Source organism: Kribbella qitaiheensis, from assembly GCF_042657745.1.
GTDB classification, from domain to species: Bacteria; Actinomycetota; Actinomycetes; order Propionibacteriales; family Kribbellaceae; genus Kribbella; species Kribbella qitaiheensis.
On the sequence record NZ_JBHSKE010000022.1, the window covers coordinates 48,305 to 73,337 of the forward strand.

Annotated in this window: 24 protein-coding genes and 1 pseudogene; 10 read left to right on the plus strand and 15 right to left on the minus strand. The window is 68.8% G+C overall.

Annotated features, from left to right (window positions below):
• Nucleotides 1-59 precede the first annotated feature (59 nt).
• The 4 genes from hisH to hisD are packed head-to-tail and all read right to left on the minus strand — an operon-like array spanning nt 60 to nt 3,740.
• Nucleotides 60-701, minus strand: a complete 642-nt coding sequence (gene hisH, locus ACFPJ1_RS18550; RefSeq protein ID WP_380105396.1) for an imidazole glycerol phosphate synthase subunit HisH — start codon at nt 699-701, stop codon at nt 60-62.
• Nucleotides 698-1,297, minus strand: a complete 600-nt coding sequence (hisB, locus tag ACFPJ1_RS18555; protein WP_132188042.1) for an imidazoleglycerol-phosphate dehydratase HisB — start codon at nt 1,295-1,297, stop codon at nt 698-700. The genes hisH and hisB overlap by 4 nt, the downstream gene beginning before the upstream one ends.
• Nucleotides 1,294-2,412 (minus strand): histidinol-phosphate transaminase, encoded by a 1,119-nt coding sequence (locus ACFPJ1_RS18560; RefSeq protein ID WP_380105398.1) that lies wholly within the window; start codon nt 2,410-2,412, stop codon nt 1,294-1,296. Before ACFPJ1_RS18560 ends, hisB begins: the two co-directional genes overlap by 4 nt.
• The gene (hisD, locus tag ACFPJ1_RS18565) at nt 2,412-3,740 is read right to left on the minus strand and encodes a histidinol dehydrogenase (RefSeq protein ID WP_380105399.1); all 1,329 of its coding nucleotides are present in this window, start codon (nt 3,738-3,740) and stop codon (nt 2,412-2,414) included. Before hisD ends, ACFPJ1_RS18560 begins: the two co-directional genes overlap by 1 nt.
• Before the next feature lie 92 nt (nt 3,741-3,832).
• Between hisD and ACFPJ1_RS18570 the strand changes: the two genes are divergently transcribed.
• From ACFPJ1_RS18570 to ACFPJ1_RS18580, 3 genes are all read left to right on the plus strand, one after another.
• A complete protein-coding gene (locus ACFPJ1_RS18570) occupies nt 3,833-4,501 on the plus strand; it encodes an LON peptidase substrate-binding domain-containing protein (RefSeq protein ID WP_380105400.1) in 669 nt (222 codons plus the stop codon).
• A 65-nt stretch (nt 4,502-4,566) separates the two neighbouring features.
• Nucleotides 4,567-4,803 carry a ribbon-helix-helix domain-containing protein gene (locus tag ACFPJ1_RS18575; protein WP_132285758.1) on the plus strand — a complete coding sequence of 79 codons (237 nt, stop codon included), beginning with the start codon at nt 4,567-4,569 and terminating at the stop codon, nt 4,801-4,803.
• On the plus strand, nt 4,803-5,111 hold the full coding sequence (locus ACFPJ1_RS18580) for a type II toxin-antitoxin system PemK/MazF family toxin (RefSeq protein WP_380105401.1): 309 nt from the start codon (nt 4,803-4,805) through the stop codon (nt 5,109-5,111). The genes ACFPJ1_RS18575 and ACFPJ1_RS18580 overlap by 1 nt, the downstream gene beginning before the upstream one ends.
• A gap of 836 nt (nt 5,112-5,947) precedes the next feature.
• Here the strand turns inward: ACFPJ1_RS18580 and ilvD are convergent.
• Nucleotides 5,948-7,798: a dihydroxy-acid dehydratase gene (gene ilvD / locus ACFPJ1_RS18585; protein WP_380105403.1), complete on the minus strand. Its 1,851-nt coding sequence runs from the start codon at nt 7,796-7,798 to the stop codon at nt 5,948-5,950.
• 162 nt (nt 7,799-7,960) lie between these two features.
• Here ilvD and ACFPJ1_RS18590 point away from each other — a divergent pair, with 162 nt between their 5' ends.
• Genes ACFPJ1_RS18590 through recQ form a run of 3 tightly spaced genes read left to right on the plus strand, consistent with a single transcriptional unit; the run spans nt 7,961 to nt 11,144 of the window.
• Nucleotides 7,961-8,806, plus strand: a complete 846-nt coding sequence (locus ACFPJ1_RS18590) for an AraC family transcriptional regulator (protein ID WP_380105404.1) — start codon at nt 7,961-7,963, stop codon at nt 8,804-8,806.
• A complete protein-coding gene (locus tag ACFPJ1_RS18595; protein WP_380105406.1) occupies nt 8,803-9,273 on the plus strand; it encodes a VOC family protein in 471 nt (156 codons plus the stop codon). Before ACFPJ1_RS18590 ends, ACFPJ1_RS18595 begins: the two co-directional genes overlap by 4 nt.
• 26 nt (nt 9,274-9,299) lie before the next feature.
• Nucleotides 9,300-11,144 carry a DNA helicase RecQ gene (gene recQ / locus ACFPJ1_RS18600; protein ID WP_380105407.1) on the plus strand — a complete coding sequence of 615 codons (1,845 nt, stop codon included), beginning with the start codon at nt 9,300-9,302 and terminating at the stop codon, nt 11,142-11,144.
• On the opposite strand, the gene ACFPJ1_RS18605 is transcribed toward recQ, so the two are convergent.
• Both ACFPJ1_RS18605 and ACFPJ1_RS18610 read right to left on the minus strand, forming a co-directional pair.
• Nucleotides 11,133-11,522 carry a serine hydrolase gene (locus ACFPJ1_RS18605; protein WP_380105702.1) on the minus strand — a complete coding sequence of 130 codons (390 nt, stop codon included), beginning with the start codon at nt 11,520-11,522 and terminating at the stop codon, nt 11,133-11,135. The genes recQ and ACFPJ1_RS18605 overlap by 12 nt on opposite strands.
• 13 nt (nt 11,523-11,535) lie before the next feature.
• A pseudogene (locus ACFPJ1_RS18610) lies at nt 11,536-12,369 on the minus strand (serine hydrolase domain-containing protein); the annotation flags it as partial.
• Here ACFPJ1_RS18610 and ACFPJ1_RS18615 point away from each other — a divergent pair.
• Complete coding sequence (locus tag ACFPJ1_RS18615) at nt 12,368-12,958, plus strand: TIGR03086 family metal-binding protein (RefSeq protein ID WP_380105409.1); 591 nt, start codon at nt 12,368-12,370, stop codon at nt 12,956-12,958. The pseudogene ACFPJ1_RS18610 and the gene ACFPJ1_RS18615 sit on opposite strands and share 2 nt — an antisense overlap.
• On the opposite strand, the gene ACFPJ1_RS18620 is transcribed toward ACFPJ1_RS18615, so the two are convergent.
• Nucleotides 12,955-13,821 (minus strand): LysR family transcriptional regulator, encoded by an 867-nt coding sequence (locus tag ACFPJ1_RS18620; protein ID WP_380105411.1) that lies wholly within the window; start codon nt 13,819-13,821, stop codon nt 12,955-12,957. The two genes, ACFPJ1_RS18615 and ACFPJ1_RS18620, sit on opposite strands and share 4 nt — an antisense overlap.
• Nucleotides 13,822-13,927: 106 nt before the next feature.
• Here ACFPJ1_RS18620 and ACFPJ1_RS18625 point away from each other — a divergent pair, with 106 nt between their 5' ends.
• Nucleotides 13,928-14,689, plus strand: a complete 762-nt coding sequence (locus ACFPJ1_RS18625; RefSeq protein WP_380105413.1) for an SDR family NAD(P)-dependent oxidoreductase — start codon at nt 13,928-13,930, stop codon at nt 14,687-14,689.
• 90 nt (nt 14,690-14,779) lie between these two features.
• The gene (locus tag ACFPJ1_RS18630; protein WP_380105415.1) at nt 14,780-14,971 is read left to right on the plus strand and encodes a hypothetical protein; all 192 of its coding nucleotides are present in this window, start codon (nt 14,780-14,782) and stop codon (nt 14,969-14,971) included.
• On the opposite strand, the gene ACFPJ1_RS18635 is transcribed toward ACFPJ1_RS18630, so the two are convergent.
• From ACFPJ1_RS18635 to dnaE, 3 genes are read right to left on the minus strand one after another with little or no spacing between them, the layout of a single operon-like run.
• Complete coding sequence (locus ACFPJ1_RS18635) at nt 14,946-16,805, minus strand: DUF3352 domain-containing protein (protein ID WP_380105416.1); 1,860 nt, start codon at nt 16,803-16,805, stop codon at nt 14,946-14,948. The genes ACFPJ1_RS18630 and ACFPJ1_RS18635 overlap by 26 nt on opposite strands.
• 45 nt (nt 16,806-16,850) lie before the next feature.
• The gene (locus tag ACFPJ1_RS18640) at nt 16,851-17,516 is read right to left on the minus strand and encodes a hypothetical protein (RefSeq protein ID WP_380105418.1); all 666 of its coding nucleotides are present in this window, start codon (nt 17,514-17,516) and stop codon (nt 16,851-16,853) included.
• 59 nt (nt 17,517-17,575) lie between these two features.
• Complete coding sequence (dnaE, locus tag ACFPJ1_RS18645) at nt 17,576-21,121, minus strand: DNA polymerase III subunit alpha (RefSeq protein ID WP_380105420.1); 3,546 nt, start codon at nt 21,119-21,121, stop codon at nt 17,576-17,578.
• Between the two features lie 142 nt (nt 21,122-21,263).
• On the opposite strand from dnaE, the gene ACFPJ1_RS18650 reads away from it, so the two are divergent.
• Complete coding sequence (locus ACFPJ1_RS18650) at nt 21,264-22,085, plus strand: alpha/beta hydrolase (RefSeq protein WP_380105422.1); 822 nt, start codon at nt 21,264-21,266, stop codon at nt 22,083-22,085.
• Between the two features lie 43 nt (nt 22,086-22,128).
• On the opposite strand, the gene ACFPJ1_RS18655 is transcribed toward ACFPJ1_RS18650, so the two are convergent.
• The 4 genes from ACFPJ1_RS18655 to ACFPJ1_RS18670 all read right to left on the minus strand — a co-directional run bounded on the left by ACFPJ1_RS18655 (nt 22,129) and on the right by ACFPJ1_RS18670 (nt 24,759).
• Nucleotides 22,129-23,037 carry an RluA family pseudouridine synthase gene (locus tag ACFPJ1_RS18655; protein WP_380105704.1) on the minus strand — a complete coding sequence of 303 codons (909 nt, stop codon included), beginning with the start codon at nt 23,035-23,037 and terminating at the stop codon, nt 22,129-22,131.
• Between the two features lie 20 nt (nt 23,038-23,057).
• Nucleotides 23,058-23,726 (minus strand): signal peptidase II, encoded by a 669-nt coding sequence (gene lspA / locus ACFPJ1_RS18660; RefSeq protein ID WP_380105424.1) that lies wholly within the window; start codon nt 23,724-23,726, stop codon nt 23,058-23,060.
• Nucleotides 23,699-24,316, minus strand: a complete 618-nt coding sequence (locus ACFPJ1_RS18665; protein WP_380105426.1) for a TraR/DksA family transcriptional regulator — start codon at nt 24,314-24,316, stop codon at nt 23,699-23,701. The genes lspA and ACFPJ1_RS18665 overlap by 28 nt, the downstream gene beginning before the upstream one ends.
• A 167-nt stretch (nt 24,317-24,483) precedes the next feature.
• Nucleotides 24,484-24,759 carry a DUF167 domain-containing protein gene (locus ACFPJ1_RS18670; protein ID WP_380105428.1) on the minus strand — a complete coding sequence of 92 codons (276 nt, stop codon included), beginning with the start codon at nt 24,757-24,759 and terminating at the stop codon, nt 24,484-24,486.
• Nucleotides 24,760-25,033: the final 274 nt, after the last annotated feature.

Genomic DNA, 25,033 nt, shown 5'->3' on the forward strand with positions numbered 1-25,033 from the left:
CGCCCGGAGCCGTCCTCACCCCCTCCGCATGAGCCGCAGGCCGTTCGCCCGCGCTGCTGTCAGAGCGAGCGGACCCAGTTGGCCAGCAGTTCAGCGCCTGCGTCGCCAGACTTCTCGGGGTGGAACTGGGTGGCGCTGAGCGGTCCGTTCTCCACCGCCGCCACGAACCGGTCACTGCCGTACGACGTCCAGGTGACCGCCGGCGCCACCGACGCTCGGGTGTCCTTGAGCTCCCACTCGCGGACGCCGTAGGAGTGGACGAAGTAGAACCGCTCCTTGTCGATGCCCTCGAACAGCTTGCTGCCGGACGGCACGCCGACCGTGTTCCAGCCCATGTGCGGAACCGGCTCCGCACCGTTCGGCTGGAGCCGCTCCACCACGCCGGGCCACTGGTCGCAGCCCTCGGTCTCGACGCCGTGCTCGATGCCCTTGCCGAAGAGGATCTGCATACCGACGCAAATGCCGAGCACGGGCCGCCCGCGGGTCAGCCGGCGATCCACCAGGACGTCACCGCGCACTGCGCGCAGGCCCGTCATACAGGCTTCGAAGGCGCCGACGCCGGGGACCAGCAGGCCGTCCGCGTCCAACGCCTGTTGGAAGTCCGCGGTGACGGTGACGTCCGCACCGACCCGCTGCAACGCACGCTCGCCGGAGCGGATGTTGCCCGAGCCGTAGTCGAGCAGGACGACCTTCTTGCTCACAGGGCGCCCTTGGTGGAGGGTATGCCCGGCTGCCGCGGGTCGAGCTCGGCCGCGGCCCGGAGCGCCCGCGCGAAGGCCTTGAACTGGGCCTCGACGATGTGGTGCGGGTCGCGGCCGGACAGCACCCGGATGTGGATGCAGATCGCGGCGTTGAACGCGAGCGTCTCGAAGACGTGCTGGGTCAGCGAACCGGCGTAGTCGCCGCCGATGATCGCGTAGACCTGGCCGTCGGGCTCACCGGTGTGCACGCAGTACGGCCGGCCGGACAGGTCGACCGTGCAGTGCACGAGCGCCTCGTCCAAGGGCACGGTCGCGTCGCCGAACCGCCTGATCCCGCGCTTGTCTCCCAGCGCTTCCTTCAAAGCCTGGCCGATGCCGATCGCGGTGTCCTCGACGGTGTGGTGCGCGTCGATCTCCAGGTCGCCGACCGTGTTCACGTGCAGGTCGAGCAGCGCGTGCTTGGCCAGCGCGTTGAGCATGTGGTCGTAGAAGCCGACCCCCGTGGAGATGTCCGCCCGCCCGGTGCCGTCCAGGTCGAGCTCGACCAGCACCTTGGACTCGCTGGTCTCGCGATCGATCCGGCCTGTCCTGCTCATGTCTGCCTTCCCACGTCTGTCTTCAGAACTCTTTCCAGCGAGGCGCGGAACGCCGCCATCTCGGCGCCGGTGCCGATCGACACCCGCAGCCAGCCGGCCGGTCCGGTCTCGCGGATCAGCACGCCGTCGTCCAGCAGCGACTGCCAGACCGCGTGCCGGTCGGCGAAGGTGCCGAACAGCACGAAGTTCGCGTCGGAGTCGACCGCCCGCAGGCCCTGCGCCCGCAGCCAGTCCACCGTCTCGTCGCGCTCGATGCGGAGCTGCTCGACCCGGCCGAGCAGCTCGTCGGCGTGCCGCAGCGCCGCCCGCGCGACCGCCTGCGTCACGGCCGACAGGTGGTACGGCAGCCGGACGATCCGCAGCGCGTCCACGAGTTGCTTGCTGGCGGCAAGATAACCGACCCGGGCTCCGGCCAGCGCGAACGCCTTCGAGGTCGTCCGTGCCACCGCCAGGTTGGGGTACGACGGCAACAACGTGACCGCGCTCGGCGTACCGGCGCGGCGGAACTCCGCGTACGCCTCATCCACCACCAGGACCGCCCCCATCGCGGAGGTCCGGGCGGCGACTGCCTCGACCAGCTGGATCGGCAGCGCAGTACCGGTGGGGTTGTTCGGCGACGCCAGCAGTACTACGGACGGCCGGTGCCGGGAGATCGCGGCGAGCGCCTTGCTCTGGTCGAGGGTGAAGTCCTCGGACCGGCGACCGGTGACCCAGGCCGTGTTCGTGTCCCGCGCGTACTCCGGGTACATCGAGTACGTCGGCGCGAACGACAGCGCAGTACGGCCCGGACCACCGAGGGCCTGCAGCAGGTGCAGCATCACCTCGTTGGACCCGTTGGCGGCCCACACCTGCTCAGCGGTGAGCTGTGCCCCCGACTCGCGACCCAGGTACGCCGCGAGGTCGGCCCGCAGGTCGAGGAACTCGCGGTCCGGGTACCGGTTCAGCCCGCGTGCCGCTTCGGCCACGGACGCGGTGATGTCCGCGACGGTCGCCTCGCTCGGCGGGTACGGGTTCTCGTTGACGTTGAGCAGGACGGGAACGTCCAGTTGCGGCGCGCCGTACGGCTCGAAGCTCTTCAGCTCGTCGCGCAGCGGCAGCCCGTCGAAGCGGCCCATCAGTCGCCTTCCTTGGGACGCGCTGCCTTGAAGCGAACGGACACGGCCGAGCCGTGGGCGGGCAGGTCCTCGGCGTGCGCGAGAGTGACGACGTGGCCGGCAACCTGCTCCAGCGCCTCGCGCGAGTAGTTCACGACGTGCATCGCCTTCAGGAAGCTGCGTACGGACAGGCCGGACGAGTGGCACGCGCAGCCGGCCGTGGGCAGCACGTGGTTCGACCCCGCGCAGTAGTCGCCCAGCGACACCGGCGACCAGCCGCCGACGAAGATCGCGCCCGCGTTGTTGATCAGCCCGGCCCGCTCTTCGGCGTCAACCGTCTGGATCTCGAGGTGCTCGGCCGCATACGCGTCCACCACCGCAGTGCCCTGCTCCAGGTCGTCGACCAGTACTACGGCCGACTGCTGCCCGGCGAGGGCTTCCTCCACCCGCTCCCGGTGTTTCGTCTGCGCGACCTGCACGCCGAGCTCGGCCTCCACTTCGGCCGCAAGGGTCTCGCTGGGGGTGACGAGCACGCTGGCCGCCATCGGGTCGTGCTCGGCCTGGCTGATCAGGTCCGCGGCGACGTGCGCGGCGTTCGCGCTGTCGTCGGCGAGCACGGCGATCTCGGTCGGGCCGGCCTCGGAGTCGATGCCGACCTCGCCCAGCAGGAACCGCTTGGCCGCGACGACGTAGATGTTGCCCGGACCGGTGATCAGGTTGACCTTGCGGCAGCCCTCGAAGCCGTACGCGAACCCAGCGATCGCCTGGGCGCCGCCCATCGCGTAGACCTCGTCGATGCCGAGCATCGCGCAGACCGCGAGCACCGTCGGGTGCGGCAGTCCCCCGAAATCCTTCTGGGGCGGCGACGCCACAGCCAGTGACGGAACTCCCGCGACCTGGGCCGGTACGACGTTCATCACCACGCTGGACGCGAGCGGCGCGCGGCCGCCTGGGACGTACAGCCCGACGCGCTGCACCGGGACCAGCCGCTGGGTCACCCGGCCACCCGGAGCGGGCTGGGACTCGACGTCCGCGCCGCGCTCGTCCTCGCTGACCTCGCGCACCCGCCGGATCGACTCCTCGAACGCGCTGCGCACCCCGGGGTCGAGCTCCTCCAGCGCGGTCTTCAGCGCCTCGGCCGGGACCCTCAGGTCCTCCACCCGAACATGGTCGAACTTCTCGCCGTACTCCCTGATCGCCTCGAGGCCCCGATGACGGACGTCCAGGCAGATGGGTCGGGCGACGTCGAGAGCTGCCTCGACGTCGAATACGGCTCGGGGGACCAGGGCTTGGAGGTTGAGCACCTCTCCGGCTGCCACTCGGCCCCGCAGGTCGACGCGGCGAATCATGGGGCTCAGTCTAGTGGTCGCCTCCCCCGGTCCCCGCGCGCCGTCTGCTGCACGGACGGTGACCGGTGGCGGTTGCCATTAGGCTCGACGGCATGGACTCCCGCCTGCCGCTCCTCACTGTCGAGACAGTGATCTTCCCAGGGCTGGTGCTCCCGATCCCCGTCACCGACGTCCAGGGGCGGTCGGTGATCCGCGACCTGGTCGAGAACGGCGGGGAACTCGTCTGTGGAGCGGTGGCGGTCCGGGACGGCTACGAGCTCGGCGACCGGGTGTTCCGCTCGCTCTACGGCACCGGCTGCGCCGCGACCATCTCCGAGATCTCCCTGGACCCGGGCGACGACGGCCCGGTCGAGGTCACCCTGACCGGCAACCGCCGCTTCAAGGTCGCCGAACTCGACAGCGGCGGCGACTACCTGGTCGCCGACGTCGAGTTTCTCGACGAGGAACCCGGCGACGACCCCCTCGGTACTGCGACCGTGGCGGTCCAGCGCTTCCGTCGCTACGCCGCGGCGGTCACCGAGATCTCCCAGCCCGGCCTGCACATCGAGTCACTGCCGGACGACCCGACCACCCTCTCGTACCTGATGTCGGCCGCGATGACGCTCGTCACCCCCGACCGCCAGAAGCTCCTCGAGGCCACCGACACCACCACCCGCCTGGCCCAGCTCGTCGGCCTCCTGGACACCGAGCTCTCCGCTATCACCGCCCTCCCCTCCCTCCCCGCCACCGACCTCCCCTGGTCCGACATGTCACCGAACTGACCCGCTCGACCGGTCCGCTCCGCCGACTGGTGGTGAAGTGAATCCCAGAGCGGTATGGTTCTGGTATGAGTAAGCAGATCACTGTGCGGTTGCCGGACGAGCTGGTCGAGTTCATGGACCGGCTCGTCGACGACAACAAGGCATCCAGCCGGGCCTCCGTGGTGGCCCGGGCGATGGAGCGCGAGCGCCGCCGGGAACTGGCTGCCCGGGACGCCGCGATTCTGGCCGAGTACGGCGAGCCGTCCGACCTCGACGGACTCGCGAGCTACGCCGGCGGTACTGCGCTGTCCGACCTCGACTGATGCGGCCGCTGCACGTCGCCCGGCTGGACAAGCCCCGGCCCGTGGTGGTCCTGACCCGCGAGCTGATCCGGCCGCGGCTGAAGAACGTCACCGTCGCCCCGATCACCAGCACGATCCGCGGCCTGTCGACCGAAGTACTGGTCGGCACCCAGAACGGCCTCGACCACCCGAGCGCGATCAGCTGCGACAACATCCAGACCATCCCCAAGCTCCAGCTCGGCCGCCTGATCGGCTACCTCCTCCCCGACCAGGAGCTCCTCCTCACCGAATCCATAACCCTCGCCTTCGACCTGGACCCCCTCCGCTAACCGAGCGCCGTCGGAGGGCGGAGCAGTTTCATGCGGCCTCGGCGCGTCGGGTGTTCGCGTGGCCGCGGAGCGCAAGCTGTACATCGGGGTCGTGCGAGCGCGGGTGGACCGGGCCAGGGCTCCAGCGGAGGTTAGTTCCTCTAGCGGGGGTTCGCCCCTCTTACGGGGGATCGCCCCGCTTGCGCGGGTTCGCCCCTCTTGCGCGGGTTAGCTCCTCTTGCGGGGGTTAGCTCCTCTTGCGGGGGTTCGCCCCTCTTGCGGGGGTTCGCCCCTTGCTCTGCCAGTGGGCGAACCCCTCCCCGAGGAGGTAAGCCGCCTGTTCGGGGGTTCGTGCTGGGTTGGGGTGGGCAGGTCGGGTGGTGTGCCGGGTGGGCGCTGTCCGGCGTGGGCGGGTTGGGCTTCAGCGGGGTTCGCTCCTCTTGCGGGGGTTCGCCCCTTGCTCTGCCAGTGGGCGAACCCCTCCCCGAGGAGGTAAGCCGCCTGTCCGGTTATCTCCTCCCCCGACCAGGAACACCTCCTGACCGAAGGAATAACCCGCGCGTTCGATCTAAGCCCCTGATCTCCCCACCCCCGCCTGGCACCCCGCTCCGCCCCGGCACCCTCGCACCGGCACTGCCCTCGGCACGCCACACGCCCGGCACCCGCGCTGGCCCACCGCGCGCCAACCACACAGCCACCGAGCGCCAGCAGCAGCGGTCAGCTTGTGCACCACCTGAGCAGCGCCCGGGCATGCGACTGCTCACCTCGTGCACAAGGTCACCCAGCGGCAAACCCGACCGCACCACCCAGTCGCCGCGAAGACGATGGGGATCGCGCGCCTCTGGTGCTCGAGTACCTCAGCCGAGTTTGGTGACGTCTCGTACTGCGCCCTTGTCGGCGCTGGTGGCCATCGCGGCGTAGGCGCGGAGGGCGGCGGAGACCTTGCGGTCGCGGACCTTCGGCGCGTAGACGCCGTTCAGGGCCTCGCGCCGGGCGTCGAGTTCCTCGTCGGGGACGAGCAGGTCGATCGAGCGGTTCGGGATGTCGATGCGGATCTGGTCGCCGTCCTGGACCAGGGCGATCGTGCCGCCCGAGGCCGCCTCCGGGGAGGCGTGGCCGATCGACAGCCCCGAAGTACCGCCGGAGAAGCGGCCGTCGGTGACGAGCGCGCACACCTTGCCCAGGCCGCGGCCCTTCAGGAACGACGTCGGGTAGAGCATCTCCTGCATGCCCGGGCCGCCCTTGGGACCTTCGTAGCGGATCACCACCACGTCGCCGGGCTTGACCGCCTTGGCGAGGATCTTCTCGACCGCCTCTTCCTGCGACTCGCAGACGACCGCCGGCCCCTCGAAGGTCCAGATCGACTCGTCCACGCCCGCCGTCTTCACCACGCAACCGTCGATCGCCAGATTGCCCTTGAGGACCGCGAGACCGCCGTCGACCGAGTACGCGTGCTCGCGGTCGCGGATGCAGCCGCCGGCAGCATCCGTATCGAGGGTGTCCCAGCGCTCGGACTGCGAGAAGGCCGTCGCCGATCGCTTACAGCCGGGCGCCGCGTGCCAAAGCTCGACGGCCTCTGCCGAAGGCGAACCGCCGCGCAGGTCCCAGTTCTTCAGCCACTCGTCGATCGAGGCGCTGTGGACCGTGTGAATGTCCTCGTTCAGCAGCCCGCCCCGGTACAGCTCGCCCAGGATGGCGGGGATGCCGCCGGCACGGTGCACATCCTCCATGTAGTAGGTGCCGCCCGGTGCCACGTTCGGTGCGACCTTTGCCAGGCAGGGCACCCGGCGGGACACGTCGTTGATGTCGTCCAGGTCGAAGTCGACCTCGGCCTCCTGGGCCGCGGCGAGCAGGTGCAGGATCGTGTTGGTCGAACCGCCCATCGCGATGTCGAGCGCCATCGCGTTCTCGAAGGCGGCGCGCGAGGCAACCGTCCGGGGCAGCACGGTGGCGTCGTCCTGCTCGTAGTACCGCTTGGTGATCTCGACGACGGTCCGGCCGGCGTTCTCGTACAGCGCCTTGCGGGCGGTGTGGGTGGCGAGCACGGACCCGTTGCCCGGCAGCGACAGGCCGATCGCCTCGGTCAGGCAGTTCATCGAGTTGGCGGTGAACATGCCGGAGCAGGAGCCGCAGGTCGGGCACGCGTTCTCCTCGATCCGCAGGATGTCGGCGTCGGAGACGTTCTCGTTCACGGCCTCCGACATCGCGTCGATCAGGTCGAGCTTGCGCACGGTGCCGTCGACGAGGGTGGCCCGGCCTGCCTCCATCGGGCCGCCGGAGACGAACACGGTCGGGATGTTCAGCCGCAGCGCGGCCATCAGCATGCCCGGGGTGATCTTGTCGCAGTTGGAGATGCAGATCAGCGCGTCGGCGCAGTGCGCCTCGACCATGTACTCGACCGAGTCGGCGATCAGGTCCCGCGACGGCAGGCTGTAGAGCATCCCGCCGTGACCCATCGCGATGCCGTCGTCGACCGCGATGGTGTTGAACTCGCGCGCGATCCCGCCGGCCGCGTGGATCGCCTCGGAGACGATCCGGCCGACCGGCTGCAGGTGCGTGTGCCCGGGGACGAACTCGGTGAAGCTGTTCGCCACGGCGATGATCGGCTTGCCGAAGTCCTCTCTGGCGACGCCGGAGGCCTGCATGAGGGCGCGGGCGCCCGCCATGTTGCGGCCGTGGGTGACAGTGCGGGACCTCAGTTCAGGCACGACGATCTCTCCAGGTTGATCCGGTGCGGCGGCTTCCGCCCAGCTTGCATGGTGCCACCTCGCGTCCAGATACCGGTACTCCGGTCCCGCATCGCGGTCGCCACCCAACCGGCTGCCGCCGCTTGGTCTGATTCTGTCGGCGAGGGGATCTAGCCTGAGCAGATGGAGTCCGGGTTCGAGTTCCACGCCCGCGCGGCCGTGCCGGCGCTGCGGCCGTACCTGGGCGCCCTGATCGGCTATGCGTACGTCGACGAGCCGCCGGAGGTGCACCGGGGACTCCCCTCGCAGTATCTGACGATCGTGATCAGCCTGGACGAGCCGGTCGGGGTGGCCTGGCCCGGTGCGCCGGTGGACAAGTTCGACACTCTCGTCGGCGGGCTGCACTCGACGGCCGTGCGGATCGGCGAGTCCCCCAACGTGTCTGGCATCCAGCTCGCCCTGACGCCGGCCGGTTCGCGGGTCCTGCTCGGTATCCCACCGGGTGAGCTGGCCTCGATCGTGATCAACCTCGACGACGTGCTCGGCCGGCCCGCGCGGGAGCTCTCCGAGCAACTGCGCGCGAAGACGAGTTGGGAGCAACGGTTCGACCTGGTCGAACGGCTGCTGCTGGAGAACTGGCGCGACGAGCCTGTGCCCGAGCCGAGGGCCGAGCTCAGCTGGGCCTGGCGACGGTTGTGCGAGACGGCGGGCGGCGTCGGAGTACAGGAGTTGGCGACGGAGGTCGGGTGGAGCCGGCGGCATCTCACCGAGCGGTTCCGCGCGGAGTACGGGTTGGCGCCGAAGGTCACTGCGCGGGTGATGCGATTCGAGCAGGCCGTCAACCGGCTGAAGCAGCGACCCACGACCAGGCTGGCGGATCTCGCGGCGGACCTCGGGTATGCCGACCAGGCACACCTGACGCGCGAGTGGCACTCGATCGCCGGGTGCTCGCCGCGGCAGTGGATGACCGAGGAACTCCCATTCGTCCAAGACAGGAACGAGGATCCGCTGCCAGAGTCGGAGGTATGAACGCAACCGTGAACGAGACCCAGAAACAAGCGCAGCAAGGAACTGCGATCGGCGTCTGGCCGACGTTGATCTACCGCGACGGTCAGGCCGCGCTGAAGTTCCTCACCGAAGGGCTGGGCTTCACCCTGGTCGCCTCGTACGCCGGGGTCGCCGAAGGGTCGATCGCTCATGCCGAGCTGGCCTGGCCGGTCGGTGGTGGGGTGATGGTCAGCTCGGTCGACCGCAACGCCGAGCCGAACGAGTTCGACGCGTTCGCCGACCAGAAGTCCGCGGTGTATCTGGTGCACGACGACCCCGACGCGTTGTTCCCGAAGGCGATGGCCGCGGGCGCGACCGTGGTCCGGGAGATGCGCGAGGAGGACTACGGCTCGCGCGGGTTCAGCGTCACGGATCCGGAGGGCAACGTGTGGAGCATCGGCACGTATCGCGGCGAGATCGGCGCGTCATCCACAGGGGCGCAGCAGTGACTGGGCAATCTCCGTAGAATCGCCGGGTGACCGAGACGAGCCAGCCACTGGACGACACCGCGAGCGAGGCCCTGGAGGTCCTCCACCGGGTGTTCGGGTATGCCTCGTTCCGTGGTGAGCAGCGGGACATCATCGAGACCGTCGTCGGCGGCGGTGACGCCCTGGTGCTGATGCCGACCGGCGGCGGCAAGTCCTTGTGCTACCAGATCCCTGCCCTCGTCCGGCCCGGCGTCGGCGTGGTGATCTCGCCGTTGATCGCCCTGATGCAGGACCAGGTGGACGCGCTGCGAGCGCTCGGTGTGCGCGCCGGATTCCTCAACTCCACCCAGGACTACGAGCAGCGCCGCGAGGTCGAGCAGGCCTTCCTGTCCGGCGAGCTCGACCTGCTCTACCTGGCCCCCGAGCGGCTCCGGGTCGAGTCGACCACGCGGTTGCTCGACCAGGGCAAGATCTCGTTGTTCGCGATCGACGAGGCGCACTGCGTCTCCCAGTGGGGTCACGACTTCCGGCCCGACTACCTGATGCTCTCGGAGTTGCACGAGCGCTGGCCCGACGTACCGCGGATCGCGCTGACGGCGACCGCGACCGAGGCGACGCACAAGGAGATCGCGACCCGGCTGAACCTGACCGACGCCAAGCACTTCGTCGCCAGCTTCGACCGGCCGAACATCCAGTACCGGATCGTCTCGAAGGACAACCCGCAGCGGCAGTTGCTCGACCTGCTGCGCACCGAGCACGCGGGCGACGCCGGCATCGTCTACTGCCTGTCCCGCAACAGCGTCGAGAAGACCGCGGTCTTCCTGACCCAGAACGGGATCGAGGCCGTGCCGTATCACGCCGGTCTGGACAGCCGGACCCGTCAGCAGAACCAGTCCCGCTTCCTCCGTGAGGACGGGCTGGTGGTCGTGGCGACGATCGCGTTCGGCATGGGCATCGACAAGCCCGACGTACGGTTCGTCGCGCACCTGGACCTGCCGAAATCAGTGGAGGGCTACTACCAGGAGACCGGACGGGCGGGACGTGACGGGCTGCCGTCGACCGCCTGGCTGGCGTACGGCCTGCAGGACGTCGTGCAGCAGCGCAAGATGATCGACACGTCCGAGGGCGACGCCGCGCACCGCCGGCGGCTCGGCACCCACCTCGACGCAATGCTTGCGCTCTGCGAGACCGTGCAGTGCCGTCGCGAGCAACTCCTGGCGTACTTCGGCCAGAAGGGCGAGCCCTGCGGCAACTGCGACACCTGCCTGATCCCGCCGGAGTCCTGGGACGGCACGATCCCGGCGCAGAAGCTGCTCTCGGCCGTCTATCGGCTGCAGCACGAACGCAATCAAAAGTTCGGCGCCGGCCAGGTGATCGACATCCTGCTCGGCAAGACGACGCCGAAGGTGACCCAGTTCCGGCACGACGAACTCTCGGTCTTCGGGATCGGCACCGAGTTGAAGGACACCGAGTGGCGTGGCGTGGTCCGCCAGTTGCTCGCGCAGGGATTGCTGACGGTGGAAGGCGACTACGGCACGCTGTTGCTCACCGAGGCCAGCTCCGAGGTGCTCGGGAGACGCCGCGAGGTGATGATGCGCCGTGAGCCCGAGCGTGCGCTGAGGTCTTCCCGGTCCAGCAGTGGCGGCAAGAAGAAGGCCGCGGTGGACCTCTCCCCCGAGGCCACCCAGGTGTTCGAGCGCCTGCGCACCTGGCGGGCCGCCGTCGCCAAGGAGCAGGGCGTCCCGGCGTACGTGATCTTCCACGACGCGACGCTGCGGCAGATCGCTACAGATCTGCCCGACACGCTCTCCGAGCTCGGCAAGATCAGCGGCGTCGGCGAGAACAAGCTCGCCAAGTACGGCGAAGGGGTGCTCGAGGCGCTAGCCGCCTAGCAGCGGCTGGACCGCGGCGAGGAGTTCGGCGACCACCGTGTCCGAGTTCTTGTTGCCGTTGGCAAGCAGAACGGCGACGGCAACCTTCTTCTCCGGCACGGCGACCATGATGCTGGAGTAGTCGGGCAGCTCGCCGCGATGACCGTACGCCGTCCCCAGGCCGAACGCCTGCGAGAACAGCATCGTCCCCAACCCGTACTCCCCCTCGCCCCCGGTCATCTGCTTGACCAGCTCGGCCGGCAGCACCCGTTGCCCGTACAGCTCGTAGCCCCAGCGAGCGACCGTCGGCGCATCCGCCGCCAGGCCCGCGTTCGCCGCGGACAGGCTGGCGATCGCGGCAGGGAGTGAACCCGTCGACAGCCTTGCCGCACACCGGATTGCGGTCCTCGGCCAGCGGCGGCTGTGGCTTCTCCCCGTCCTGGAAGGCGGCCCGCTCTAGCCCGGACGGCTTGGCGAGGTCGCGGCGCAGTACGGTCGCCAGCGGCTTGCCGGTCATCTTCTCGATCAGCACATAACTGGGATTGCTGTAGTTGTACGGGCTGTCTGCCTGCGTAGGCTCGGCCGTGTCGTAGGACAGCACCTGCTCCGCCGTCCAGTGCTTCCCCGGCGCCGCCGCGATCGCCTTGTCCATCCTGGCATAGTCGTCGGGCAGATAGTTCGGTACTCCGGACCGCATGGCGAGGTGTTGCCGCACGGTCGCGTTGTTCGCCGTCAGCTTGTGCTTCACGTACGTCGAGAGCGCGACGTCGAGGTCGATCTTCCCGGCCTTGGCGAGCAGGAGCACCTCCGCGGCGACGAAGGTCTTCGTGATGCTGGCGACCCCCATGCTCGTCCGCGGGGTCAGCGTCGTCCCGGCGGCGTCCTTACCGGCGGCGCCCTGCCAGGTCCACTGGTCACTCACCAGGGCGGCCGTGACTCCCCGGGAGGCGGATTCGCTGTCCGGCGTCGCGGCACCCTGGCTGACCACCTTGTCCAGCACCGCCTGCAGCGCGGACGCCTTGGCCGGATCGAGCGGCGTGGTGGCGGGATCGGGCAGCTTCAGGTCGATAGGAGACCCGTTGGGCGGCATCGCGGTGTCCGTCCCGGACGAGCATCCGGCCAGTGCGAGCAGCAGCACAGCGACAGTCGTTCTCACCCCAGACCTCGCCATTCCCTGATGGTGCCGGGTCCCGGGGGTCATGCGACCGCGAAAACTGTCGGGCCCGGCGGTTAGCGTGGCGGGCATGAACGATCTGCGTGAGCTGCATCGCCGGGTGATGGACGTCTCGACCTCAGTGGTCGCCCGGGTCCGGCCGGATCAGCTCGACCTGCGCACGCCCTGCTCGGAGTGGGACCTCGGACAACTGCTGGCTCACATGATCGGCCAGAACCACGGGTTCGCCGCGGTGGCGGACGGCGAGACGAGCGACCGCTCCGTCTGGGCGGACCGGCCGGTCGTGGAGGACCCTGCGAAGGAGTACGCGGCGTCGGCAGAGCGGGTGGTGTCGGCCTTCGCTGCGGACGACCTGTACGAGCGACAGTTCTGGCTACCCGAGATCCGCGGCGGCGTGACGCTGCCCGCCGAGACCGGGGTCAGCTTCCACTTCATCGACTACGTGGTGCACAGCTGGGACGTGGCCCGCGCGATCGACGTACCGGTGTCCTTCGAGGACGACGTCCTGGCCGCCGCACTGCCGATCGCCGAAGCCGTACCCGACGGCGCCAACCGCACAGCACCGGGCGCGGCGTTCCAACCCGGCCTCTCGGTCAGCACGGCAGAGACCTTCGACCACATCATCGCCCTGCTCGGGAGATCCTCGGCCTGGACGGGCTAACCGTTCAGCACCCTGACCGCGATGTCGGCGAAGTCGTGGACGACCTTGGACCGGCGAGTGGCGGTCCAGGCCAGGCAGACGTGGTTCGGGCCGAGGTCGTCGACGGGAACGCTGACCACGTCCGGGCGGGTGTAGAAGCTCGCCGTGGACAGCGGGAGGATCGAGATACCGTTGCCTGCAGCAACGTATTCGAGCTTCTCCTCGACATTGTGAAGGGTCGGCACGGGGCGGGGTCGGCCGTCGCGCAGCTCGCTCGCGATGTCCCGCCACTCCGGTACGGCGTCCGGATGCTGCAGCAGGTGCTCGTCGGCGAGATCGCTGATCTCGATCGACGGTTTGCCTGCCAGCCGGTGGTCCGCCGGCAGCATCGCCAGCCGGGGTTCGTCGAACAGCGGGCGGACGGTCAGGCCCTGCTGGTCGATCGGCAGCCGCACGATGCTCACGTCGGCCCTTCCGTCGTGCAGCACCTCGACCTGGTCGTCCCAAGTGGTCCGGAGTAGTTCGATCGTCAGCCCGGGATGCTCGGCGGTGAACGCCCGCACCGCCGCCGTGACGGTGATCCCGGGCATGAAACCGATGGTGAACGTCTTCGCGCCGCGCGCCGCTCGCACCACCCGCCGTCTCGCCGCTTCCGCCGAGGCGAGCAACGGACGCGCGTCCTCGAGCAATTGACGCCCGGCCCCGGTCAGCTCGGTGGCCCGCTTGGTCCGCACGAACAACTGGACCTTGAGCTCGTCCTCCAGGGCCCGGATCTGCCGCGACAACACCGGCTGGGCGATGTGCAACCGCTCAGCCGCGCGCCCGAAGTGCAACTCCTCGGCCACGGCGACGAAGTACCGGACCTTCCGCAGATCGATGTCCACGCCACCTCCCTGATACCCCCAGGGTATGACAGCGCCTGAAGCGGGTCTTGGACGCAGGCCGCCCGACCGCGCAGAGTGGAGGGCGTACAGCGAAAGGAGCGACGACGTGTCGCGCATTCTGATCACCGGTTCCGCCGACGGTCTGGGTCTGATGGTGGCCGAACGGCTACTGGAAGAGGGCCACGAGGTCGTCCTACATGCCCGCAACGAGTCCCGAGCCAGCGATGCCCGGACCGCCCTCCCCGGTGCGAGCGGGGTGCTGACCGGCGACGTCTCGAGCATCGCGGAGACGGAGGACCTGGCCGGCCAGGCGAACGCGTCCGGGCGGTTCGACGTCGTCGTGCACAACGTCGCGGTCGGGTATCGCGAGCCACGGATCGAGACGGTGGACGGCCTCGAGCATGTCTTCGCGATCAACGTGCTCGCGCCGTACCTGCTCACCGCGCTGATCGATCGCCCCAGCCGCCTGGTCTACCTCAGCTCGGGGATGCACCTCGGCGGCGAGGTCGCCCTCGACGACCTGCAGTGGGTACGCCGTCGCTGGAACGGATCCCAGGCCTACTCGGACTCCAAGCTCTACGACGTGATCCTGGCCTTCGCGGTCGCCCGTCTCTGGCCCGACGTCTCCTCGAACGCCGTCGACCCCGGCTGGGTTCCCACCAAGATGGGCGGCGCGGGCGCGCCGGGCGACCTGTCCCACGGCCCCGAAACCCAGGTCTGGCTGGCAACCACCCCAGACCCACCAACGGGCGGCTACTTCTACCACCTCCGCCCGTACCGCCACGACCGCGCCGCCGCGGACCACAAGCTCCAAACCGACTTCCTCAAAGCCTGCCAGCAGCTCACCGGCGTCGAGCTCACCGCCTGAGCTCACTCCTCGACCAGGTAGAGCTGGTTCTGGTCGGGGTCGCGGAAGGTGAACATGGGCGGGACGCCCGGCCAGACGAGGAGGTCGTCGGTGGAGACGCCGGAGGCGGTGAGTGTGGCGTGGGTGGTGGCGGCGTCGGGGGTGACCAGACGGATGCCGGTGTCAGTGCCGGCGGGGGTGGCCGGGCTGCTCGTGTGGACGACGAAAGACCCGGACGGCTGTGCGGCAGCCGTCCGGGTCTTCTTCGTGGAGCGGGTTACTTCGCGACCACTCGCAGGGTGAAGTCGGCCTCGCCGTCACCGGTGACGCGGATGGAGTAGCCGGCCGAGCGCAGCGCGTCGTAGTCCTTGTTCGAGCTGACCCGGTCGCTGAGCGACTTGACCGCCTCGAAGTCGACGTACCCGACCGTCACGGCGCCCGAGCTGTCCGGAACCGCCTGCTTGAAGCTCTCGGTCTGGCCGAGGTTACCGCCCTGCAGGACCTGGTCGGCGTACGCCTTGTCGGTGGCGATCACCAGGGTGTCGCCGTCCTTGGCCTTCTCGATCGGGATGTTGACCGACGAGCGGGTGCGGATCAGGTTGTTCACCTTGTCCACCACCGCCTCGGCCTTACCCGGGTCGGTCTCCATCCGGGCGGCGATCTTCGGGCCGTTCGAGGTCTCCTTGTCCACCGCGATGGCGAGGTTCTTGCCCAGCAGCGGCTTCAGGTCGTCCGGCAGCACCAGCCCCGTCTCCGCGGTGAACTGCTTCGTCAGCTCACCGAGGTTCAGCCCGGAGGAGGACTTCTCCAGCTGGGTCCAGATCGTGCCGACGAGGTTCGCGCCGTCGGACAGAGCGACCGCCCCGGCGGTCGTGTCGGGCAGCTTGCCGATCAGGTCACCGGCGTCGGACGCGTTGACCTTGATGCTCTGGTCGCCGTGCACGACGCCCTTCAGCTCGACGTACTGCGAGTCGAACCGCAGCGCCGCGGCCGCACTTCCCTCGGGCAGCGCCGCCCGCTGGTCGTCGGTCAGCCGCTTGCCCGCGGCCAGCGCGATGCCCTTGGTGTCGGCCCAGAAGGAGGCGAACCCCTGCTCGCCGAGGTCGGACATGTCCTTGCTGAACTTCGCGTTCTCCGACAGCGGGCTGTCCTTGCTGGCGGCAACGGCCGCGTCGACCGTCGGCTGGTCGTCGGACAGGATCACGTAGCCGTTGCTGAACGCCCGGCCCGGCTTGTCCTTCTCGTCCGCGAACAGCTTGTCCAGCCCCTGGGTGGCCTTGCCCTCGTCCTTCACCTGGACCGCGACCACGGCGTCCGGCTCCTCGCCGTCCTTGCCCGGGACCGCGGCGAGACCGGCTCGGTCACCGAGCCACGGCTTGATGTCCTTGTCGAAGTCGACGTCGGCCAGGTCGTCGCCGGCGTCCTTCTTGATCAGCTCGAACAGCTTCTGACGCAGGTCGTCCTGGTCGCTGTTGAGGCCGATCTTCTCCTTGGCGGACGGGAACTTCATCAGGTACCGCAGCGCGGCCACCTTCTGACCGGCCGACGGGTTCAGGTCGATCCGGGCGTACGCGACGGCGGTACCCGGCAGCACCGCGGCGGGCTGGTCACCGCCGGCCAACCGCCCGTAGGCGAAGACCGCGCCGCCGCCGATCACCGCAAGCACCGCCACGATGGCGACGAGCGGGATCAGCTTGCCGCGCTTCTTCTTCGGCTCCGGCTGCCACTGCTGCGCCTGCGGGAAGCCCCCGTACGGCGGCTGACCGCCAGGCGGGTAGTTGCCCTGCTCGTAACCACCTTGCTGGTAGCCACCCTGCTGAGGGCCGCCCTGGTAGTTGCCGGGGGCACCCTGCTGGTAACCGCCCTGCTGGCTGTTCTGCGGGTAGTCGGGCGAACCAGGCTGCGGCCACAACGACCCGGCCCCCTGCTGCGGCCCTGGCCCGTACTGCGGCCCCTGCTGCGGCTGATGCTGCCCCGGCTGACCCTGATCCCCTGGGTACTGCCCCGGGTGCCCCTGACCCGGTTGGCCCTGCCCCGGGTAGCCCGGGCCTTGCGGTGGGCCGCCGTACGGGCCCTGTGGTCCGCCGGCTGCGCCTTGGTGGCGCTCGCCCGACGGCGGATTGGTGTAGTCGGACATGATTCCCCTCGCGTTGCCGATGGCCTCACCACCGGACGGGACAGGCTAGTGCACCTGCGGCGAGGTTTGTGACGCGGCAGATGACGAACTGGTTGCAACCGGTTCTGCCCGCCAAGTGGTAGCGGCGATTATTGCCGCTGCGAGGGCCGCTCCGACCAGCCAGGAGGCCAGCGGAGTCCAAGTGTGCAGTTCCAGCGGCGCCGCGAGCAGGTCACCCGGCTTGGAGGCTTCCAGCCGCGGCTGCAGCCGATCGTGCCCCAGCAGCATGCCGACGCCCCAGGCGATGCCCGCGCCGAGCGCCGAACCGAGCACGACGATCCCGACTGCCCACGGACCGTAGTTGCGCAACCACCAGAAGACAGCGGCCCCGAGCACCAGCCCGGCCAGGAAGCCGATCGCCGTGAAGGTGCCGTCCGGGCCGAAGATCTTGGTCATCTGCTCTTCGCCGAGCGACCCACCTCGGTCGTCCACCGCGTACTGCGCGAGCGGGGCGAACTGCTGCCACGCCCAGCCGGCCACCACTCCCGCGACGAGGAACACCGCGATCGTCACAGCGATCGCCTTGCTCCACGGCATCTTCGGATCCGGCAACACCGGCGTCGCCTGTCCGAAGGAGTACTGCCCAGGGGCGGGCTGCCCGTACTCGGGCTGCTGGCTGTACGGCTGCTGCTGCTGACCTGGCTGCTGTGTCACGTTGCCAGTCTGGCTCATTCCCGCAACTCTCGGCCGACCGCCCTGGTCAGGCAAAGGACCATCGCTCACCGGGTGCCTCAGCTGGCCAGACAGGACGGGCCGAGCAGCGCCTTCAGGTCTGCCATCAGCGACGAGGTCGGGGTGACCCGGAACCGGTCGCCGATCCGCATCACCGTCGTCTTCTGCCGGGCCTGGAGTCGCAGCTGCACCTCGGTCATGCCCGGGTGCGACTGCAGCACGTCGCGCAGCTGCTCGACCAGCGGCGGCGTACAGCGGTTGACCGGCATGGTGATCACGACCGGCCCGCTCGGGCCCTCGGTCAGGTCGGGCACGGTGACGTCGGAGCCGCTCAGCTCCACCCGGTCGTCGCGGCGACGCAGCCGGCCCTTCATCAGGATGATCGCGTCGTTGGTGAGCAGGTGCGCGGCCAGCTGGTAGGCCGACGAGAACATCATCACCTCGATCGAACCTTCGAGGTCCTCGATGGTGACGATTGCGTAGATGTCACCGCGCTTGTTCACCTTGCGCTGCACCGCGGTGACCAGGCCGCCGATCGTCACCTGGGTGCCGTCGGGGCGGTCCTCGTCGGCGAGCAGCTGACCGATGGTGCAGTCGGTGCCGTTGGTCAGCACGTGCTCGACACCGAACAGCGGGTGGTCCGAGACATACAGACCGAGCATGTCGCGCTCGTGCGCGAGCTTGGTCGCCTTGTCCCACTCCTCGATCTCGGGCACCGTCACGGTGAGCCGGCTGTTGCCCTCGCCCTCGTCGGAGTCGTCGCCCATCGAGAACAGGTCGAACTGGCCGTGCGCCTCGTTCCGCTTGAGGTCGATCGCCTCGTCCACCGCCTGCTCGTGCACGGCGACGACGGCCCGGCGGGCGTGCCCCATCGAGTCGAACGAGCCGGCCTTGGCCAGCGACTCGATCACGCGCTTGTTGCAGACCGGCAGCGGCACCTTGTCGATGAAGTCGACGAAGTCGGTGAACCTGCCCTCGGACTCCCGCGCGCCGACGATCTCGGCTACCACGTTGACGCCGACGTTGCGGATCGCGGACAGGCCGAAGCGGATGTCGGTGCCGACCGGGGTGAAGTTCGAGTCCGACTCGTTCACGTCCGGCGGCAATACCTTGATGCCCATCCGGCGGCACTCGTTCAGGTAGATGGCCATCTTGTCCTTGTCGTCCTTCACGGACGTCAGAACAGCGGCCATGTACTCCGCGGGGTAGTTCGCCTTCAGGTAGGCGGTCCAGTACGAGACCAGCCCGTACGCCGCGGAGTGGGCCTTGTTGAACGCGTAGTCGGAGAACGGGACCAGGACGTCCCACAGCGCCTTGATCGAGGCGGCGCTGAAGCCGTGGTCCTTCATCCCGGCCTCGAAGCCGACGTACTCGGCGTCGAGTACTTCCTTCTTCTTCTTGCCCATCGCCTTGCGGAGCAGGTCCGCCTTGCCCAGGCTGTAGCCGGCCAGCTCCTGGGCGATCTTCAGTACCTGCTCCTGGTAGACGATCAGCCCGTACGTCGGGCCCAGGATCGGCTCCAGCGCCGTCTCCAACTCGGGGTGCAGGTAGGTGATCTCCTGCTGCCCGTTCTTGCGGAGCGCGTAGTTGGTGTGCGAGTTCGCCCCCATCGGGCCGGGCCGGTAGAGCGCGCCGACCGCGGAGATGTCCTCGAAGCTGTCCGGCTTCATCAGCCGCAGCAGCGCCCGCATCGGGCCGCCGTCGAACTGGAAGACGCCGAGGGTGTCGCCCCGGCCCAGCAGCTCGAACGTCGCCTTGTCGTCGAGGGTGTTACCCAGTCCGTCCAGGTCGACGGTGAAGCCGTGCGCGGCCTCGATGTTCTTGATCGCGTCGTCCATGATCGTCAGGTTGCGCAGACCCAGGAAGTCCATCTTGACCAGGCCGAGCGTCTCGCAGCTCGGGTAGTCGAACTGGGTGATGACCTGGCCGTCCTGGTCGCGGCGCATGATCGGGATCAGGTCGATCAGCGGCTCGCTGGACATGATCACGCCGGCCGCGTGAACGCCCCACTGGCGCTTCAGGTTCTCCAGCCCGCGGGCGGTGTCGACGATCTTGCGCACGTCCTGGTCGGACTCGTACAGCTGGCGGAACTCGCCGGCCTCGGAGTACCGCTTGTGCTGCGGGTCGAAGATGCCGGACAGCGGCACGTCCTTGCCCATCACCGCGGGCGGCATCGCCTTGGTGATCCGGTCCCCCATCGCGAACGGGTAGTCGAGCACCCGGCCGGCGTCCTTGATCGCCTGCTTGGCCTTGATCGTGCCGTAGGTGACGATCATCGCGACCCGGTCGTCGCCGTACTTCTCGGTGACGTAGCGGATCACCTCGGGGCGGCGGCGGTCGTCGAAGTCGATGTCGAAGTCGGGCATCGACATGCGTTCGGGGTTCAGGAACCGCTCGAAGATCAGACCGTGGCGCAGCGGGTCCAGGTCGGTGATGCGCATCGAATACGCGCACATCGAGCCGGCGCCGGAACCACGGCCGGGGCCGACCCGGATGCCGTTGTTCTTCGCCCAGTTGATGAAGTCCGCGACGACCAGGAAGTAGCCCGCGTACCCCTTCGAGACGATGACCTCGATCTCGTACTCGGCTTGCTTGCGGACGTTGTCCGGGACGCCTTCCGGGTACCGCTTGTGCAGACCCGTCTCCACCTCGGCGACGAACCAGGACTCCTCGTTGTGACCCTCGGGGCAGGGGAAGCGCGGCATGAACCGGCCCTCGCCCTCGGTGAAGGACACGTCGCACTGCTCCGCGATCAGCAGCGTGTTGTCACACGCCTCGGGCAGTTCCTTCCAGACCTCGCGCATCTCCGCGGCGGTCTTCACATAGAACTCGTTCGCGTCGAACTTGAACCGGTTCGGGTCCGACAGCGTCGAGCCGGACTGGACGCAGAGCAGCGCCGCGTGCGCGACCGAGTCCTCGGGCTTGGTGTAGTGCAGGTCGTTCGTCGCGACGAGCGGCAGGCCGAGCTCGCGGGCCAGCTTCAGCAGGTCCTGCTGGATGTCGCGCTCGATGCCGAGCCCGTGGTCCATCAGCTCGCAGTAGTAGTTCTCCGCGCCGAAGATGTCGCGGAACTCCGCGGCCGCCTCGACGGCCTCCTTGTACTGCCCCAGCCGCAGCCGGGTCTGCACCTCGCCCGACGGGCAGCCGGTGGTCGCGATCAGGCCCTTGCCGTACGTCTGCAGCAGTTCGCGGTCCATCCGGGGCTTGAAGTAGTAGCCCTCGAGGCTGGCCAGCGACGACATCCTGAACAGGTTGTGCATGCCGCTGGTGTTCTTCGCCAGCAGTGTCATGTGGGTGTACGCACCGCTACCGGAGACGTCGTCGCGACCGGAGTTGGCGTCGCCCCACTTGACCCGCTTCCGCTCGCTGCGGTGGGTGTGCGGCGTCAGGTACGCCTCCACGCCGATGATCGGCTTGACGTCGTACTTCTGGGCCGTCTTCCAGAACTCGTAGGCCCCGAACACGTACCCGTGGTCGGTGGTCGCGATCGCCGGCATGCCCATCTCCTGGGCGGTTTTGAACAACTCGTCGATCCGCGCGGCGCCGTCCAGCATGGAGTACTCGGTGTGCACGTGTAGATGCACGAAACTGTCGCTGGACGCCATGTCTTCGCAGACCTCCCAGAGGCGTGAGTGAGCGGGACCAGCCCACCTTATGTCGGCCCTCCGACAGTCCTTGAACCGGCGCTCCGATGCGGGACCGGGCCGCCCGATATCCGGTCGCCGGAGCATCCGGCACACTGAGAGCGTGGTCCGGTTCGCGGTGGTCGTGGCAGCGGTGGTGCTGCTGGTGCTCGCCGTGATCTGGGGATTTCAGCGCCGCCTCATCTACCTGCCTGACACGGCCGGCGTCTCGTCGGCGGCGACGGTACTGCCCGGTGCCCGCGACGTCGTGCTCGAGGCCGACGACGGCGTCCATCTCGGAGCCTGGCTGATGCCGGCCGGCGAGCCGGACCGCGGCATCGCGGTACTGGTCGCCAACGGCAACGCGGGCAACCGAGCGTCCAGAGCGCCGCTGGCGCGAGCTCTAGCTGCTGAAGGGCTGACGGTCCTGTTGTTCGACTACCGTGGCTACGGCGGCAATGCAGGAGGTCCCAGTGAGCGCGGGTTCGCCCGGGATGTCCGCGCGGCGCAGCGGTACCTCGTCCACCAGGCCGGTCTACCACCCGGCCGCATCCTGTACTACGGCGAGAGCCTCGGGGCAGCGGTCGTCACCGAGCTCGCCGCCGAGATCGCGCCGGGCGGACTGCTACTGCGCTCACCCTTTGTCGATCTCGCCGCGGTGGGGCGGGCCCATTACCCGTTCCTCCCGGTCAGTCTGCTACTCCGGGATGACTACCCGCTCGCCGATCAACTGGGAACAGTAAGAGCGCCGGTGACAGTGGTACTCGGAGCCGACGACTCCATCGTCCCGCCCGAGCAGAGCCGAACTGTGGCAGCCGCAGCGCCCACGCTCAAGAATCTGATCGAGATACCAGGCGCGGACCACAACGACCCTGTCCTCGGGCATGGCCCCGCACTGGTAGCGGCCGTGGTCGAACTCGCCGACCAGGTCGCCACAACCCCGTGAGCTAGTCGAGCACGACGGGCCCAGACGAGTTCGCGGCTCTCGCTTACTGGGTGGCGGCCAGTTGGTCGAGGGCCTGGTCGAGGTCTGCCGGGTACTCCGAGGTGTACTCGACGTACTCGCCGGAGCCCGGGTGGGTGAAGCCGAGGCGCATCGCGTGGAGCCACTGGCGGGAGAGTTGGAGGCGCTCGGCGAGCACCGGGTCGGCGCCGTACGTGAGGTCGCCGCAGCACGGGTGCCCGATGGCGGACATGTGGACGCGGATCTGGTGCGTCCGGCCGGTCTCCAGGGTGATCTCGAGCAGCGTCGCGAACCGGAAGGCCTCGAGCGTCTCGTAGTGCGTCACGCTCGGCTTGCCGCCCGCGACGACGCCGAACTTGTAGTCGTGGTTCGGGTGCCGGTCGATCGGCGCGTCCACGGTGCCGGTGAACGGATCCGGGTGGCCCTGCACGAGCGCGTGGTAGATCTTCTTGACCGTGCGGTCCTTGAAGGCACGCTTGAGCACGGTGTAGCTGTACTCCGTCTTGGCGACCACCATGAGGCCCGAAGTACCGACGTCGAGCCGGTGCACGATGCCCTTGCGCTCGGCGGCACCACTGGTCGAGATGGAGAACCCCGCGCCGGCCAGGTGCCCGATCACGGTCGGCCCGGTCCAGCCCGGCGACGGGTGCGCGGCCACGCCGACCGGCTTGTCGACGACGATGATCTCGTCGTCGTCGTGCACGATCCGCAGGTTGTCGACGGTCTCCGGTACGACGGTGATCTCGCCGGGCGGCGGGGGCAGTTCGACATCGAGCATCACGCCGGCCGACACCCGGGCGGACTTCAGCGCCGGGGAGCCGTCCATCTGGACCAGCCCGGACTCGATCAGCTCGGCCGCCTTGGTCCGCGAGACGCCGAACAACCGCGACAGCGCGGCGTCGAGCCGTTCACCGGCGAGGCCGTCGGGGACCATCACCGTGCGAGAGTCGCCGCTCACTTCTTGCCCACGTCCTTGGTGCCGTCGAGCTTGATACCCCGCAGGGTCTGGATCACCAGCAGCGCCGCTGCCGAGGTGACGGCCATGTCGGCGACGTTGAAGATCGCCCAGTGCGGGGTCTGCAGGAAGTCGACCACGTGACCGTGGAACGGCGACGGCGCGCGGAAGACCCGGTCGGTGATGTTGCCGACCGCGCCACCGAACAGCAAGCCGAAGGCGACCGCCCAGCCGATCGAGCCGAGCCGCCGGGACAACCAGACGACGCCGACCGCGACGATGATCTGGATCGCGCTGATCACCGGGGTGAAGTCGGACCCCAGGCTGAACGCGGCCCCGGGATTGCGGATCAGGTTGAACTTGAGCAGCGAACCGATCACGTTCACCGGGTCCCCAGGCGTCAGATGCTGCAACGCCAGCGCCTTGGTCAGTTGATCCAGCCCCAGCACCAGCACCCCGACAGCCCCGAACAGCGCAACCAGCCGCCACGATCGCGGCGTGCGGCCACCACCGTTCTCGTCAGTCGAGCCGGTGTCCTCCGGAGGCGGGGATGACGGAGAACCGGCCGACTCGAGGTCGGCCGGTTCGGTCTGGGGGTCAGCTGACGCGTCCCCTGGCAGGTGGGACGGTTCTGATTCGCTCAGCGGCGTTCTTCGCGTTCTTTGCATGACACGCACAGTGTCGCACGCGGGAACGCCTGCAACCGCCCCTTGCCGATCGCCTTGCCGCAGCTCTCGCAGACGCCGTAGGTGCCGTCGTCGATCCGAGACAGCGCCCGCTCGATCTGGTCCAGCATGTCGCGGGCGTTGTTCGCCAGGGACATCTCGTGGTCCCGCTCGAGGGTGGTCGAGCCGACGTCGGCCTGGTCGTTGCCGGCCCCGTCGCCACCGTCGCGGAGCAGACCGACGATCTCCTGCTCGGCGTCGCGGATCTCTTCCTTCAGGTGCACCGCGTCCGCCTCGAGCTCACCGCGCAGCTCTTCCATCTCGGCCGCGGTCCAGGGAGTCTCGCCCTCCCTGACGGTGAGCGTCTCGGCCTTCTTCACGGGCGACTTGGGCGGCGCCGTGGCCGGGGTGCGGTTCTCGTTCGTCTTCATAGCCACCCTCTTCGTCGATGTCTGCTTGGCAGGGGTCTTCTTCGCCGCGGTCTTCTTGACCGGAGCAGTCTTCTTGACCGGAGCATCAGTGGAATTCGCGGCGCTCTTCTCGGCCGCGGCTTTTCGTCTGGGGGCGGACTTCTTCGGAGCCGATGTAGCCATGGTCGGCTACCCCCTGCCTTCGTCGGAGACTGAAGCGGACTGGTCGCAAGACAGTAGGACACGCGAAGGCCACGTGCCAGCCCGACGCGCAGACCGTGGACATACGGTAGTCGGTTCTTCAAGCCCACTCGATGTTCCGCGCGTTACAGCCACATGCCGGACACCGTTCAGACAAGCAATTGCTTCAGTTTCGGCCCGATCTCAGCCTCACTCCCCGCCACCTCCAGCAGCTTGTCCCGGCTGGTCGCGCCGCGTACCAGCGTCACCGCGGAGCGTCTCACCCCCAGTGCCTCCGCCACCGCCTGCAGAACAGCCTTCGTCGCCTGTCCCTCCACCGCGCGGGCCGCCACCGCGACCACCAGGGCCACACCCGAGGGTCCGTCGTACCGGCCCCCGACCGCGGTCCGGGAAGCGCCCGGTTTCACCCGCACGAGAATTCTCATGGACGAATTCTCTCCTGACCACCGATTAACGATTCGTAGTCGCGTGGTGCGGAGTCGTACACTTTCCCAACGCGACCCGCAAGGCGTTGATGGGGCTATCACCCCGGAGTCGCCGGAAGAACAGTCCGCCAGGACCCAGTAGAACCGGCAGCGACGCGCAACGAAGTGGGTGGCCGCGAATGGGTCACCAAGAAGGGTGGTACCGCGGAGCCCGGCGACAGCGCCGGCGCCTCGTCCCTTCGTCCAGCAGGCAACTGGCTCGACGAAGGACGCA

Bases quoted from the DNA above. Each gene is read 5' to 3' on its own strand.
- ACFPJ1_RS18575 (WP_132285758.1), top strand. From the start codon at position 4,567: ATGAGTAAGCAGATCACTGTGCGGTTGCCGGACGAGCTGGTCGAGTTC.
- ACFPJ1_RS18580 (WP_380105401.1), top strand. From the start codon at position 4,803: ATGCGGCCGCTGCACGTCGCCCGGCTGGACAAGCCCCGGCCCGTGGTG.
- ACFPJ1_RS18670 (WP_380105428.1), bottom strand. From the start codon at position 24,759: ATGAGAATTCTCGTGCGGGTGAAACCGGGCGCTTCCCGGACCGCGGTC.
- dnaE (WP_380105420.1), bottom strand. From the start codon at position 21,121: ATGGCGTCCAGCGACAGTTTCGTGCATCTACACGTGCACACCGAGTAC.
- ACFPJ1_RS18570 (WP_380105400.1), top strand. From the start codon at position 3,833: ATGGACTCCCGCCTGCCGCTCCTCACTGTCGAGACAGTGATCTTCCCA.
- lspA (WP_380105424.1), bottom strand. From the start codon at position 23,726: ATGCAAAGAACGCGAAGAACGCCGCTGAGCGAATCAGAACCGTCCCAC.
- ACFPJ1_RS18595 (WP_380105406.1), top strand. From the start codon at position 8,803: ATGAACGCAACCGTGAACGAGACCCAGAAACAAGCGCAGCAAGGAACT.
- ACFPJ1_RS18615 (WP_380105409.1), top strand. From the start codon at position 12,368: ATGAACGATCTGCGTGAGCTGCATCGCCGGGTGATGGACGTCTCGACC.
- ACFPJ1_RS18640 (WP_380105418.1), bottom strand. From the start codon at position 17,516: ATGAGCCAGACTGGCAACGTGACACAGCAGCCAGGTCAGCAGCAGCAG.
- hisD (WP_380105399.1), bottom strand. From the start codon at position 3,740: ATGATTCGCCGCGTCGACCTGCGGGGCCGAGTGGCAGCCGGAGAGGTG.
- ACFPJ1_RS18655 (WP_380105704.1), bottom strand. From the start codon at position 23,037: ATGGTCCCCGACGGCCTCGCCGGTGAACGGCTCGACGCCGCGCTGTCG.
- ACFPJ1_RS18635 (WP_380105416.1), bottom strand. From the start codon at position 16,805: ATGTCCGACTACACCAATCCGCCGTCGGGCGAGCGCCACCAAGGCGCA.
- ACFPJ1_RS18665 (WP_380105426.1), bottom strand. From the start codon at position 24,316: ATGGCTACATCGGCTCCGAAGAAGTCCGCCCCCAGACGAAAAGCCGCG.
- ACFPJ1_RS18590 (WP_380105404.1), top strand. From the start codon at position 7,961: ATGGAGTCCGGGTTCGAGTTCCACGCCCGCGCGGCCGTGCCGGCGCTG.
- hisB (WP_132188042.1), bottom strand. From the start codon at position 1,297: ATGAGCAGGACAGGCCGGATCGATCGCGAGACCAGCGAGTCCAAGGTG.
- ACFPJ1_RS18560 (WP_380105398.1), bottom strand. From the start codon at position 2,412: ATGGGCCGCTTCGACGGGCTGCCGCTGCGCGACGAGCTGAAGAGCTTC.